The sequence below is a fragment of the Mucilaginibacter terrae genome, assembly GCF_031951985.1.
GTDB lineage: Bacteria > Bacteroidota > Bacteroidia > Sphingobacteriales > Sphingobacteriaceae > Mucilaginibacter > Mucilaginibacter terrae_A.
The window spans coordinates 5,318,266-5,331,922 of sequence record NZ_JAVLVU010000001.1 but is presented as its reverse complement, the minus strand read 5'-3'; the positions used below and the strand labels follow the sequence as shown (position 1 = coordinate 5,331,922).

General features: G+C 41.8%; 15 protein-coding genes. 3 read left to right on the top strand and 12 right to left on the bottom strand.

The genetic code is table 11. The features are described 5' to 3' along the window. Positions 1 to 14: 14 nt before the first annotated feature. Both QE417_RS22865 and QE417_RS22860 read right to left on the bottom strand, forming a co-directional pair. Positions 15 to 221 carry a hypothetical protein gene (locus QE417_RS22865; RefSeq protein WP_311954207.1) on the bottom strand — a complete coding sequence of 69 codons (207 nt, stop codon included), beginning with the start codon at positions 219 to 221 and terminating at the stop codon, positions 15 to 17. 130 nt (positions 222 to 351) lie between these two features. Then, on the bottom strand, positions 352 to 1,167 hold the full coding sequence (locus QE417_RS22860) for a phosphatidylinositol-specific phospholipase C/glycerophosphodiester phosphodiesterase family protein (RefSeq protein WP_311954204.1): 816 nt from the start codon (positions 1,165 to 1,167) through the stop codon (positions 352 to 354). 459 nt (positions 1,168 to 1,626) lie between these two features. Between QE417_RS22860 and QE417_RS22855 the strand changes: the two genes are divergently transcribed. Beyond that, positions 1,627 to 2,412, top strand: coding sequence for a TlpA family protein disulfide reductase (locus QE417_RS22855; RefSeq protein ID WP_311954202.1), 786 nt, complete (start codon positions 1,627 to 1,629; stop codon positions 2,410 to 2,412). Positions 2,413 to 2,544: 132 nt separating this feature from the next. Here QE417_RS22855 and QE417_RS22850 read toward each other — a convergent pair whose 3' ends face one another. The 6 genes from QE417_RS22850 to QE417_RS22825 all read right to left on the bottom strand — a co-directional run bounded on the left by QE417_RS22850 (position 2,545) and on the right by QE417_RS22825 (position 7,602). Continuing rightward, complete coding sequence (locus tag QE417_RS22850) at positions 2,545 to 2,997, bottom strand: QcrA and Rieske domain-containing protein (RefSeq protein WP_311954200.1); 453 nt, start codon at positions 2,995 to 2,997, stop codon at positions 2,545 to 2,547. A 22-nt stretch (positions 2,998 to 3,019) separates the two neighbouring features. After that, positions 3,020 to 3,973 carry a DUF5777 family beta-barrel protein gene (locus QE417_RS22845; RefSeq protein WP_311954199.1) on the bottom strand — a complete coding sequence of 318 codons (954 nt, stop codon included), beginning with the start codon at positions 3,971 to 3,973 and terminating at the stop codon, positions 3,020 to 3,022. A gap of 42 nt (positions 3,974 to 4,015) precedes the next feature. Further along, a complete protein-coding gene (locus QE417_RS22840; RefSeq protein ID WP_311954197.1) occupies positions 4,016 to 4,561 on the bottom strand; it encodes a YceI family protein in 546 nt (181 codons plus the stop codon). A gap of 4 nt (positions 4,562 to 4,565) precedes the next feature. Next, complete coding sequence (locus QE417_RS22835; protein WP_311954195.1) at positions 4,566 to 5,921, bottom strand: hypothetical protein; 1,356 nt, start codon at positions 5,919 to 5,921, stop codon at positions 4,566 to 4,568. Next, complete coding sequence (locus tag QE417_RS22830) at positions 5,918 to 6,553, bottom strand: RNA polymerase sigma factor (protein ID WP_311954193.1); 636 nt, start codon at positions 6,551 to 6,553, stop codon at positions 5,918 to 5,920. Before QE417_RS22830 ends, QE417_RS22835 begins: the two co-directional genes overlap by 4 nt. Before the next feature lie 137 nt (positions 6,554 to 6,690). Continuing rightward, complete coding sequence (locus QE417_RS22825; RefSeq protein ID WP_311954192.1) at positions 6,691 to 7,602, bottom strand: glutamate--tRNA ligase family protein; 912 nt, start codon at positions 7,600 to 7,602, stop codon at positions 6,691 to 6,693. Between the two features lie 569 nt (positions 7,603 to 8,171). On the opposite strand from QE417_RS22825, the gene QE417_RS22820 reads away from it, so the two are divergent. Beyond that, a complete protein-coding gene (locus tag QE417_RS22820) occupies positions 8,172 to 8,975 on the top strand; it encodes a hypothetical protein (RefSeq protein WP_311954190.1) in 804 nt (267 codons plus the stop codon). A 68-nt stretch (positions 8,976 to 9,043) separates the two neighbouring features. Here the strand turns inward: QE417_RS22820 and QE417_RS22815 are convergent, their stop codons facing one another. Further along, positions 9,044 to 9,796, bottom strand: a complete 753-nt coding sequence (locus QE417_RS22815) for a hypothetical protein (RefSeq protein WP_311954189.1) — start codon at positions 9,794 to 9,796, stop codon at positions 9,044 to 9,046. An 87-nt stretch (positions 9,797 to 9,883) separates the two neighbouring features. Between QE417_RS22815 and QE417_RS22810 the strand changes: the two genes are divergently transcribed. Further along, complete coding sequence (locus QE417_RS22810; RefSeq protein ID WP_311954187.1) at positions 9,884 to 10,357, top strand: NUDIX domain-containing protein; 474 nt, start codon at positions 9,884 to 9,886, stop codon at positions 10,355 to 10,357. Here the strand turns inward: QE417_RS22810 and QE417_RS22805 are convergent. From QE417_RS22805 to QE417_RS22795, 3 genes are all read right to left on the bottom strand, one after another. Next, on the bottom strand, positions 10,354 to 11,214 hold the full coding sequence (locus tag QE417_RS22805; RefSeq protein ID WP_311954185.1) for an SDR family NAD(P)-dependent oxidoreductase: 861 nt from the start codon (positions 11,212 to 11,214) through the stop codon (positions 10,354 to 10,356). The genes QE417_RS22810 and QE417_RS22805 overlap by 4 nt on opposite strands. Positions 11,215 to 11,333: 119 nt before the next feature. Then, positions 11,334 to 12,353 (bottom strand): Hint domain-containing protein, encoded by a 1,020-nt coding sequence (locus QE417_RS22800; RefSeq protein ID WP_311954182.1) that lies wholly within the window; start codon positions 12,351 to 12,353, stop codon positions 11,334 to 11,336. A gap of 101 nt (positions 12,354 to 12,454) precedes the next feature. Continuing rightward, positions 12,455 to 13,630 carry a pyridoxal phosphate-dependent aminotransferase gene (locus tag QE417_RS22795; RefSeq protein WP_311954179.1) on the bottom strand — a complete coding sequence of 392 codons (1,176 nt, stop codon included), beginning with the start codon at positions 13,628 to 13,630 and terminating at the stop codon, positions 12,455 to 12,457. Between the last annotated feature and the right edge of the window lie 27 nt (positions 13,631 to 13,657).

Below are 13,657 nucleotides of genomic sequence, written 5' to 3'. Positions count from 1 at the left end.
ACTCCTCCTGATGGCTAAATAATATGGTTTGCTTTGGTGTTGACCAAGGCTACCTGTGCAATTGATTCTCTTAGGTTTGATTGCAGACTTACAGCATGGTTAAGTTGCTTATTGCTAACGTTAGTTTGGTTACAGGCAACTTTTGGAGCAGAGTTAAATCGCGGAGTAGAATTAAAGATCTCGTATTGTATCAGCACCACATCACTATAAGTCATTATCATGATTATAAAAGTAGATGGGCAACCTTTACCTAATGCTAACTAAGCATTATGATATAATTAAAGTGAAGTGAAGCAAACTTTAACTCAGTATTTAGAAATTAATAAGTAGTGGACTTTACTTAACAAACTATTATTTCACGCTGGTTACTAACATGTTACGTGTGTTAAGGAATTGTTTAAGCTCGGCAAGTTTATCAGTATTAATAAGGTCAACTCCACATTGCAGCAGCTCGTTCCACACCACCGGGTCTTCGGGCGATGCCCATAGCCTTACTTTTTTGCCAAAACGGTGCGCCAGCATTACATAATGGCACAAGCGCTGCTTTTCGTGCTCTGGAAAATCGCCGCGCCCATTCCATTTAACCAGCGATGAATATTTACAACTTGCGGTTTGGTACAGGTTTATGGCCAGTGTGTCTTTATGTACGCGGGTAAGATCTTCATCAATAAAAGCCAGGCGGTTGGTTTGCTTGCGGAGCAGTTCGTAAGGTTTATGCCCGGTTATTACAACGGTAATTTCGCGCTGAACAAACTGGCCATCTTCAACTGCAGATAACATAGACCGGTATTTCTTCAGCAGCTTTTCTAATTCTTTATACGTTTTTTCGGCTCCCGATTTAATATCGATCATGAGCATAATGGGGTACGACGGGCAGTCACGACCTGCTCCATCGCCATTTATACAATTTTGCAGGGGTTTTAAATACAGATTTTCGAGCGTGCGGCTTTTGCCAAATATTGGTGGCAAGTGTGATACCACCAATCCATTGCTGCGCAGATAAATATCGGCCTCCATGTTTACAAAGCCATTGTCGAGGGCATCAAACAGCGGGCGATCATGCCAGTAATCGTTGTGGGCAAAACCATTTACAAGGGGCGGCGATTGCGAAAAGCCGGGAAGGCAATTAATGAGGATCAATACAATGATGAATAATCTGAGGTGCATGGGGAAATATCAGCTTGCATCTGTAAATATTATAGTTGCAAAACTAACCTGACAATATTGTGACAATATTAAGCATAGGTAAACAATTGACCTTACAAGTTAATTATTAAGAAGTGCTGCTCAAACCTTTTGTTAGACGGTTAAACAAAATACGGATATTTTAAAATGGAGGAACTGTGTCAAAAGCGCTATTATGCATTGTGCAACGATTTATATTGAGGAAACCCGGTTACACGTTTCAATAATCATTTTCCCCATTTGGGGAAATTTACCCACCACGACATTTTTTGCGCTCTGATTAATATTTGTCGTGATGAAAATAATCCATCAGTTAAAACTGCCATTGCAGATCTAAAACACAGTTTTTATTAATGTTGAAACAAATTCAATTGTTGTTTAGCGAAATTTCAGGCCTTAGGAATAGCCTTTGCCTATGCTTTAGTATAAAACAACAACAAAATGAAAACTTTAATTTACACTTTGGCAATCGCATTATTAACTATCTTAAGTTTCACCGTTAATGCACAAGTTAATACCTCAGGTCCTCAAAAAGTTTACAAATTACCCCGTTTGGATGAGCGTTCGGTAATCACCGACTCGACCGGCAAACGTATTGATTATACTGCCTGGACTACCATGGTTAATACCGGCCGCTACGCTGTTAAAGTGGTTGTGTTACCTAACGGTAAAGGTGCCTTACGTTTAACCACCGTTAGCAAAGCCGAGCGCGATGCTAAAATTGCCCAAATGCCTAAACCAATGGATAGCCCTTTCTTTACTACCGGCCAAAACTTCGACAAAAACTTTAAAGAAAAAGATTTTAAAGGTGAAAGCTGGGACAACAAACGCATGAAAGGTAAAATTGTAGTAATGAGCTTTTGGTATGTAAACAACGTACAATGCCGCCAAAGCATTGCCGATATGAATGAACTGGCTGCTGCCTACAAAGGTGCTTCGAACGTAGTGTTTATCTCGGTACCTATGGATGATAAAAAAGTGGTGGAAGAATACCTGCAAACTAACCCTTTAAACTATGTTCACCTGGAAAAAGGTGCAAAGCTAAGCGAGAGCTTAGGCATCATGAGCCACCCTACCAGCATCGTTATCGACCAAAATGGTGTTATACAATACCACAGCACCGGTTACAATATTGCCAACACCATGTGGATCGGTAAAACCGTTACCGAGTTACAACACTTACCTGAGGCCCCGGCTGCTGCGCAAGTGTTTGCAAGCATCAAATAATTGTTGTTGAAAATTCTAAAGTGTAAAAAAATATTAAAGGCCGGCTTCACACATAGCCGGCCTTTTGCATTAACCTATTTTTTTGCCTGATACAGGCACACCTGAACTATTCACAATTGGTGAAAATCACAATCAGGCTGATACGGTTAATGTATTTCCTGCAATGGCAACGTTGTAAGCCTTTAAAGCTGTGGTTGCCGGCCCTAACAGCACGGCTCCGGTTGTGCTAAACTGGCTGCCATGGTTAGGGCAAACAAAGCGTGTTTGCGTAGCATTATAATTAATGGAGGTGCCCTGGTGTGTGCAGGCAATTTGTACAGCCGTAAAAGCCGCCGCTGTTGAACCGGCTGCCAACCTTACCAATATTACTCCCCCGCCTGTTTTAAAATCGCCCACGTTGCGTAACTCGGTATCCAGGTTGGCTGTAATTAAACCGCTGCCCGACGGTGGATTAGTGGTTCCGCCTCCTGAATTATTAGGAGAAGGATCATTTTTAGGGTCGCTGCCGCATGAATAAAGGCTGCATCCTGCGCAAACGGCAGCCATGGTGATGCCAAACTTGGCTAAAAACTCTTTTCTTTCCATTGTTTTAGTTTTTGAGGTTTGATTAATACTTATTGGTGCCTTTGTGCTTAGAATTGAAATCGAACACACGCGATATGGTGAAGCCCAGGCGGTATTGACCTTTGGTCCAATTCGATTCGGTATCGGCCAGGTAATTAATGGGCGATATAGCCTGCGAATTACTAAAGTTGATGGTGAATACGTGGCCGCCGGTTTCTATCTCGATACCTACGCCCAGCGGGTTGTAAAACTTAGGGCTGTTACTATTGCGGCGGAACGAAGAAAACGGATGCGCATAATCAACTACAATACCCATACGCTTGCTGAATTTTAAGCGACCAGCGGCCGATAGTGAAAAGATATTCTTGTCGTTACCTGCCAGGTACGGAAACGGCAGGTTATTGCGCAAAAATGATGGCGCGATCTGCATTGAAAAAGCTGATGAAAACTTACGCGCAAAAATAGCCTGGTAGAAGTAGCTTAAACGGTTAGCGTAATCATCATATACATTGGTTTCTACTTTGTAAGGCTTTAGTCCTGCCCTAGCCAACACGGTAATGGCAACAGGCATACTATCATCGCTTTTTTGCTTAACCAGGTTATACTTTAACCCAAGCTCCAGCAACTGCTCATACTTGCTGCGGTAAAAATCAACATCGAGGTTATTGGTAAGTCCATACTCAAAACCAATTAATATGTCCGACGAGTTATCCAGCCCCCATAAGGTTTTGCTGCCGCCGTCGGTACCGCCTATATCGCCAAAGCGGTGTATCACCATAAAATTGAGGTTATTCTTTTTTATGGTTTCCGAGGTTTCACTCAAAATGAGACGGGTGGCCTTGAACGTGGCAATTACAGGTTCAGCCTTATCATCCCCGCTCAATGAGTTCAGCAACGAATCGGTGGCTGACGCCGTGGTGTCTTTTTTAGTTTTTTGTGCGTTAACATTGCCGTAGCCCGCCGTGAGCAACAGGGCAATAAAAATAATCTTCTTCATTTAGTGTGATTTTGAGAGATTGTTTATAGATGTGATATGAATTTACTTTTGATAAGGCGTGTAAGCAGCCGAAACCTGCACGCGGATGCTTTCGGCAATTTTTTTAAACACGAGCGTAGGTATCTCAATGTTATGGTCTTTACACGCCACCTGGAATTCTGACAACATACTCACCGCGCCTTGGCTTACCGTTATTTTACCAGGGATAGTACGGTTTTGCTTTACTCCATGCACATCCAGTACACCGGCCACGTTGACCGGGTACGTGCCATCTTTACTTAGATCGGGCAGTTGCTGTATCTTACCTTTAAATGTGGCGTTGGGGAACTTATCGCTCTCCATGTAGTTCTCGTTAAAATGCTCCTGCATCATCGATTTTTCGAAAACTAACGAGCGGATAGGCACGCTAAAGGCCAGTTCGCCGGTAGTGGCATTAAACACCGATGTACCTTTTTGCGAGGTGGCTTCAATGTCTTCTAACGGAGCTTTGGAATAGATGCTCACTTTGGCATTTTTTGACACAAAGGTTCCCTGTATTGCGTGATTTGTTCCTAACCACGCAATTAAAATAATTGCTATATATTTCATAGTGCTACTTTTTGGAGGCAGATGTATTGAGGTACCAGCTTGCGCCAATGGCCACCCCTGTAGATTTTAAGTTTACTTGTCCGTATCCTATATTGGTAATAGGCAGCTTCATGTAAGGCTGCACGTTAAAGCCAAATTGTGAATTAATGCGGCGTTGATAAGTGGCGTTTAAATTTACCACGCCCAGTATATGTTTATTTTGGTTCCTAATGTTATAATCGCTCGGCCCAACGTAGTATTGGTTATAATTAAAGTGATAATTCTCGCGCAGCATAAAGTACGACGATAAGCCCGTGCCAATGCTCAACAGGTTGCGCCCTTTGTTGTATAACTGGTAATCAATATTTAGCGGTATATCCAACACCCGGCAATCGGCACTTACATCATTGGGTTGTGTGCCAAATGTAAAACTGGTTTTATATTTATCCATACCCACCATATAAGGCTTACGTGCATAAACAGCGCCTGTGGTAATAAAAAGCTTACGGGTAATACCTACTGATAACAGCAACCCGGCATTGGTGCCAATTTGTGTACGACTAAATGCGCTGCCTACGCCGTTAAAATCAGGGGCGGCAATGATACTTAACACTATGGGATGTTTTGCACCGATAATTTCTTCTGATGGTTTCTTTTTTTCTTTTACATGCGGAACTACAAAGGCCTGCGCTGGTGTATCGGTCTTTTGCACGGTAATGTTTTGTGTATTGCTAACAGCCGCTAATATTTGCTGAGATAAAGCTTTAATTTTATTACTATCTGTTTCAGCAGATGCTATTGTCTCTGAAATACTTCCAGTTGTAGATTTTGGCGAAACAACAGTTAAATTCTTACTATCATCAATGCTATTTATGTCATCAAAAAACGTCAAATTACTGGCAGAACGCTTAACCTTTTTTACTCCAGCAGTAGCAGCAATCGCTTCTGTACGGATTTTATTTGTTTGTACCGCCCTTAATTGCTCCCGCTGGTTTCTTGATACTTTAGTATGTGCACTATCAACATCAACAGTAGTTTCAGGCAGCTCCTCTTTTGCTATTTCCTCTTTTTGTTGAAGTTTATCTATGGTTTTAACAGATGTTATGCTATCAGTTTGAGGCCTCTTTTTAACTCCTGTTAAATTACCATGCTTATTATCATCGGGCCAAAAGAAAAACAAAGCTAAAGCCAGCAAGAGTATTGCAGCAGCAGCACCCAGCATAAAAGGCAACCTGTATATAATTCCTTTGCGTTTCTTCTGCTCGTTTAAAAGTACCTCCATAGCATCCCAGTCCGCATCGTTATAAACAATGTTGTCTTCGGGATTTGTAAGCCCTTCCCTGAATTTACGGTCAATATTTTTCTCCTCGCCCTCTTTCATCTTCTTATACCGCTATTCAGGAAACTTAAATGCAGGTTACCGGTACTTATAGCAACTATTTGAGATTGGCTTGTACCACTCGTGCCGTTTTCGGGTATCTCTGCTGCTTTAAGTATCATTTTCTTTAATTTCTCGCGTGCCTTAAATAAATTTGATTTTGATGTCCCCTCGTTAATCCCCAGCATTTCGCCAATTTCCTCGTGCGTATAACCTTCAATAGCATAAAGGTTAAACACCGTTCGGTAGGCCTGTGGCAATTGCTGAATCATGGCCAACAGTTCCTGGTAATTTATGCGCTTGTCGGGCAGTTCGTTATCGGTTATATGCTCGGCCTTTTCTAAATCATCCATGTAGGCCATTTTTAAATTACTGCGATAGTAATCAATAGCCGTATTCATGGTAATGCGTCCCAGCCAGGCTTTAAAAGGTTTGGCATGATCAAACTTATGCAGGTTGGTAAATACCTTCAGGAATGCCTGGTTCATTATCTCGGCCGCCTCATACCGGTTGCCCGCATAACGCAAACTAATACCCATGGCAAAACCATAAAATGCCTTGTAAAGCATTTTCTGACCTTTCCTGTCCTCTTTCAGACAAAGCTTAATCAGTGAGTTTAACTCCGTTTCGCCCATATATAATGTAAGGGTGCCTGTTCCTAATATCAGTTAATATACATCATTTATAAGCAACACGTAGCTTAAGAGGTGAAGGTTGCCTGAAGAATAAACTTTTTTTATATTTTTTTTCAAATTGATGATTAACAGGTAAATCAGGTGGTGGAATAAATTTCAAAACAGGCATCTCCCAATTGCTGCCAGTTATTAAAATTGCCTTTTAAGCCTATATGAGCAGCAATTTGGCTAAATACGGCAGAAGGTTTGTAACCCTGCTCCCGCATAAATTTAATCGATGTGGAGCCCATTGATTTTGACAGCTTTCCTCCGCTGCTATCTTTAATTAAAGGATGATGATAGAAGACCGCTTTGTTAAATCCCTCTGCCCCTAACCTGCCTGCCAGGTACTGCTGTGCAATGGTTGATGCCCATAGATCCTGTCCACGTACTATTAAATCCACTCCATAATGTATATCATCACACAAACTGCTTAATTGGTAAGCGGGATACCCATCCTTTTTACGTATCACAAAGTTTTGCATGTCGGGTGGTAAAACCTCTTGCTGTATATAACCAGGGAAAATATTAATTGAAGTGAGTTGATCTTTAGCCGTATTCAATCGCCAGCTAATGTTTTTATTGTTCAGGCTTATATGTAACGGAAGACAGGTGCCAGGGTAACCGGCATCAGCATACTGTTGTAACTGCGCGCGCGAACACCGGCAGGCAAAAACATCGCCTTGCTCCTTCAGTTGCTCCAATGCGGCATTATATGCATCCATCCGGTGCAGTTGCGACCAACTATCTTTAAAATCCTGTACATCTTTGGGGCCTTCGGTATAGGGTATTTCCAGGAAGTTAAGCGTATCGAAAATATCCTGCAAGTATTCGTCGCGCACCCGCTCGCGATCCATATCATCTATACGCAACAATATGCCGGCACCGCATTTTTGTGCGAGAGTTGCCGTAATAATAAATGACAGCACATTACCCAAATGCAAATATCCGCTGGGCGTGGGTGCCAGGCGGGTTTTGTTCAACTGCGGGTATATGTTACTGCTTATCATTTACTTGTGCAAGTATAAATGATTGTGTGTTAGCTACGCTGATGATTAATAAAATTTATGCTAACCCATTTTTGACGTTTCTACGCAATGCAATTTGGGTTTTGGGGCACCAGGCATAGTTAAACAATAGTAGCTTTTTAAAAAACGAACCAATGCGTACTTATTACACTAAGCCTATTGATTTATTAGCGAATTTAGATTTTTATCAACCAACAAAACGATCAGAATACTTTTAATGCTTCAAGTATTCAAACAACTTTGTCAAACATAAAATTGCAACACAATAGTTAATATTTAACTTATTAAACAATTGCTTAATTACTATTAAAACACTATTTAACCTATTAATAGTTGTTAACCATATACTTATCAGATTATAATTGGTTTGTAAAAACACACAACACTTTAAATTTTTATTACACTAAGGTAAACATTTTTTAAAATACGGTTGTTACCTTACATACGTAAAGCAAGCATAGCATGCATGTAATGATGCACATCATTTATCAGCTAACTTATTACACGCATTATTTCCATCGCCTTTAATAAAAATAATAAAACCTGGCCCAATGAAAAACATCCTACTGCTTAATGATTTTTCGGCTGAAGCCGAACATGCACTAGCCTATGGCACCATGCTGGCTACTGCATTAAATGCCAAATTATTGGTGTGGAATATTGACAATTATGCCAGTAGCATGAATGCCAACCGCCAGTTAGTTTACCTACAAAAAAATGGTGCCCAACAATTTGTAAAACCTACCGAGCAGGAAGTTTTAAGCAGCATGACCGAGCACCCGTTAATTAATCTTTTAAGTAAAGAGGATATTAATAACCGCACCATACATGAGGTGGCTGGTAAAAACGATGTGCAATTGGTAATTAAAGGGGTAAATACTATTTATGAACCGCTTGACACTATATCGGCACAGGTGGTTACCAAAAGCTGTTACCCACTAATGCTTATACCCCGTAATGCACCGCTAAACCTGTTTAAACAGTTTGCCTACATTGCCGATCTGCGTTACTGCCGTAATAATATTAATGGTTTTTTGAAGGAGCTGGCGCATAATGTACAAGCTAATCTTTCAATAGCGCACATATCAGTTGCCAGTATACCCGAGCCCGAAGCCGAATACGCCAAAGAGCTCTATCGTAAGGTGGTTGGTCCTAACCCTAATAACATCAGCCTCTCGTTCAATCAAATTAAAGAACGTAATGTAAAAAAAGCAGCCGACGTGTTAGTGCATGTCATGCAAACTGATCTATTGGTAATGACCTATAATAAATATCATTTTAGCATGCTTACCGCTAAAGATAACACGGCAGAATTGCACGATTTAAATGTGCCGTTGCTGGTATTTCCGTCATAACTTTATTAACAATTGTATTAAACAACAAACGCTCCTTTTTCGGGAGCGTTTGTTGTTTGAGGATTACTTTACTTAGTCTGTTTTTTGTACTCGGCATAGCTGGCTTTAATGTACAAGGCCAGTTCATAATCGGTCATGGTTTTAACCTGGTACACTGTGGGCCGGTATCGCACCATAAAGTTTTGCAGCGAATCGCCTTTCATTGAAGTTAATGCAGCAATTTTACGGCGGGTAAAATAGCGGTCAACATAGCTTTCTCCTTCATCGGCAATCAGGGTCTTTTGCAGTTTCGAAGATTTATCTTTACTAAACAAGTTAAGCACCTGTAAAACATTAATTCCGGCCAAATTGAGGGTATTGTTAGGACCGTCAATATAGTTATTGGGTTTATACTCTAAAGATGCCTTTTCAATCATTGCTTCCTTTAAGCCTCCTCCCCTGTAATTGTAAATATTAGCAAACATTTGCCGGTTACGTACCGAATCGGTTTTAAAATCGCGCTTGCCTGATACGTTTACATTACTCAACAATATCGAAGGTTTATCGAGGTATATACGCAAAGTATCTTTTATTGATTTAAAGCTGATGGCCATACGGCTCAGTTTATAACCCTGGTAACTCACTGTACAGCTATCACCATTTTTAACGGGCGATAAGCTAAACACGCCCTCCATATTGGCATAAGCTATTGCCTTAGGCGTTTCAATCTTGGCATTATAAACGGGCAGGCGGGTTAAACGGTCTATAACTACGCCGGTTATGCGTTGCGCAAACCCCGAAGTTGAAACAAACAGTAATAAAATAAACAAGCCGGTTTTCATGAGATGCAGATTGGTTAAACTAATTTAGCATTTATAGATCGATAAAACATTCGTTTAACAAATCTTAACACATCATTTACATTTAACATGCCCAAGCAAAGCGCCGGACTATTACTCTACCGCCTAAACAAAAATGAATTACAGGTATTCCTGGTGCATCCGGGCGGACCATATTATGTACGTAAAGATGATGGTGTGTGGAGCATCCCCAAAGGAGAATACGCGGAAGATGAAGAACCGCTAACCGCCGCCAAACGCGAGTTTGAAGAAGAAACCGGCCTGCCTGTAAACGGAAGTATTTTTGTTCCGCTAAAACCCATTAAGCAAAAAGGCGGTAAAATGGTACATGCCTGGGCCGTTGAGGGCAATGCTGACCATGAGAAAATTGTGAGCAACACTTTTAAAATGGAATATCCTTACAAATCGGGCAAATGGATAGATGTGCCTGAAATAGACCGGGCCAACTGGTTTACCGTTGAAGAAGCGCGTATTAAAATTAACCCCGCACAAATTGCCCTGATTGAAGAATTGCGCGATTTACTTGAAGCTCAAAACAATTAAATTTGATTTGCCTGCAGAAACCTTTCGGTTAAACGCTCACTGATTTGCCATAACTTGTTACGAGCTGATGTGTTTTGAGCTGCCAAAGTAGGCTTTGTAGGTTTACCTTTTTTAAAGTATTGTCCGCTTAGTTTTGGGTTAAGCTTGGTTGCACCGGCCAAGTAAATTGAAGTTTGTGCCCCCTGTTCTGCTGTAATCATAAACGGACTTATTAACCACGACAGGAATTTGTTTAGCCCACCAACACTCGACCAAAATTGGGTTTTAACCACACCGGGATGTACGGCATACGAGGTAATACCGCTTTGCCCGTAGTGCTCGGCCAATGATTTGGTAAAATAGATATTGCAAAGCTTGGCAAGCGCGTAGGCCTTTGAACTTGAAAATCCCTTAGCAAACTGCACATCATTAAGCAGCTCGGGCCGGGCAATTTTATGAGCTTCGGAGCTTAGATTAATTACCCGCGCCTGTCCTTTTTGCAACAGCGGCATCAGGCTCATGGTTAATACAAAATGCCCGAGATGGTTCATGGCAAAGGTTAACTCATTACCGTCCATACTTTCCTGCCGGGCTGCATTTATGCCGCCTGCGTTGTTTATCAAAACATTAATAGCAAATAGCTTTCCCTTCAACTCATTGGCGGCATCAACCACGGTTTGCATATCTGCCAAATCACAATGCATCACAAATATGCTGCGGTTATTGGTTTGGGCAATAATTTCCTTTTTAAGCTCCTCACCCTTTGCCACATCGCGCACCAGTAAATATACAGCATGATCAAGTTTGGCCAGTGCCAAAGCTGTCTCCTTACCAATTCCTGATGTTGCGCCGGTTATTACTGTGGTTCTGAAGGGCATGGGTAGTTGATTGGTTGATTAGTGAGTAGTTGATTAGTTAATTGGTTGCGAATTTAGCAAGTTAACAACTCACTATTGTTAGTGTTTAGTCAAAACAACATAACTATCCAACCAATCAACTACTCACTAATCAACCACTCACTTATTTTTGCATCACCATCACACCGTTCATTAAAAACGTGCTGCCGCCCGGTGGCTACCATGTTGTATACTTTTTGTACGCCGCCTGCTTTTTCGGTTTTGTGCAAGACGGTGTAGGCTTCGTATTTGCCGGTTTTCTCGTTTAAGCAAAGCACCTCTTCGCCTTCTTGCACCTCTCCTATTTTAACGTTGCCTTGCTTGGTAAGCATAGGGTGATTTGGGGTGGCTTGCAGCAATTTTCCGGTTAACTGCACCTCGGTGCCCAGCAAAGTTTTTTTGGTTTGGGCCGATACCAGCGTGAGGTTAGTAATGGCATAATTTTTTGCTTCGTGTACGGTAAGCTCGGTTACGGTAACAGTGGCCGGTTTATGGGTGGTTGGGTCGATAGTTATTACGGCATCGCCACGTTTTACGTCCTGAAGCAGTTTGGTTGTTCCGTTGGCCATTTGTACTTTCTCTGTACCAGGGAAACAAATATCATTGCCGTAGGTGGCTCCTTCTTCCTTTAAATCTTTACCACCGTTAATAAGCTTGTACTGGTTAAAGGCTAATTCTTTTGATAGAATGTACGACAGTTTGAGGATGAAGTTTTTCTCTTCTTTGTTAATGTTGTCAATATCCTGAAAGTATTTTTCCCATACTTTACCATCGGCCGTAAAATCGGGCACAAGGGTTTTGTAAACTTTGCCTTTTTCGTTGGTATAAAATACCATGAGGCCTATTTCCTGCATACCTTCTTTGGCTATGAGTTTGTACAGATCGATGCGTTTTTTGAGGCCATCATCGCCGGTAATAAAGTATGGTTTGCGGGCTTCGTAACGATCAAGAATATAGATGTTCTCAAACTTAACATAAGTATCTTTATCCAGATCGGCCACGGTGAAGGTTTTAGCCTTATCATACTCGGCCATGGTAAGCGGACGAGGGTTAACTTTGGTTTGTGCCTGCGCTAAGTAAAACGATGAAGCCAACAGGAAAGTTAAAGTGGTTTTACGCATAATTAATAAAGTGGTTTTCAATCAAAAAAGCGTTATTGCCTTTTGAGGGGCAACAACGCTTGGGTGAGTGAGTCAGTAGTTAATATATAGTTTCAAATAGTTTACGAAATTTGTTTAAAGGCATCGGCAAAGGCTTGCATTTCATCCATGCGGCCAATGCTTACACGGCACCAGTCTTTACCGCTAAACTTCCAGGTACGTATGCTTACGCCGCGGTTGTTCATTTCCTGCGAAAAACGTTGTCCATCCATATTAATAGGAAACATCACAAAATTGGCTGATGATGGGATATAAGTGTAACCTTCTTTCTTCAACAGATCATACAGGAACTGCTTAGAGGCCATTGTTTTTTTCAGGGCATCGGTTAAAAACTCTTTTTCCTGGTAGGCGGCAGCAGCGGCAGCAACGGTGGTAGCAGCCAAACTCATCATGCCGGTGGCATAGCCAGACAGGTTTTTAATGGTATCGGGCTGGGCAACTACATAACCGCAACGCAAACCGGCAAAGCCGTATAGTTTAGAAAATGTACGAGCAACAATTACATTCTGGCCTGCTTTAACCAAACTCATCATGCTGGCAGCCTGCGGGTCGGGCAGGTAATCAATATAAGCTTCGTCAATAAACACCACCGCTTTTTTGCTTACGCGTTCGCAAAAGCCTTTCAGCTTGGCCGTATCAACAATGGTGGCGGTTGGGTTGTTGGGGTTGCAAATGTAAACCAAACCGGTGCTGGCGGTAACCTTGGCTTCCATGGCGTCGAGGTCGAGCTTGTAATCGGCCGTTAAGGGAACTTTAATTACTTTACTGCCCAGGTTTGCAGCAGTACCGGCTAAATCATTGTACGATGGGTCGCCGGTAATTATTTCGGCACCATTTTTACCGTAAAACATGGCAGCAGCATGCAATAGCGGACTTGAGCCGGCATCCATCAGGAGGTTGCTTTGCTGGATGCCTTCGTACTGAGCAATTTTATTTATCAACTCACGGCTTTTCATGAACGGATACTGGTAGCAGCTTTCCATAGCCTCGGTCATGGCTTTTTTTGCCGCAGGCGATGGCCCAAAAGGATTCTCATTAGCCGAAAGACGGGCCTTCATTACCGGCGGACCTTGCAATATTACATCCGCATCGGTCAGGTGTTCTTTACCAAACAGCACCTGTTTAGCCTTTACCGGCATAGCCGATAGCTTATTTAACGCGCCAGAAAAAAACGCGGCACTGCCTGCCATTAAAGCACTTGACCTGATCCAGTTTCTGCGGTTGATTGAATTTGCCATGGTAATATTGTTTAGTGATGCTCGTTT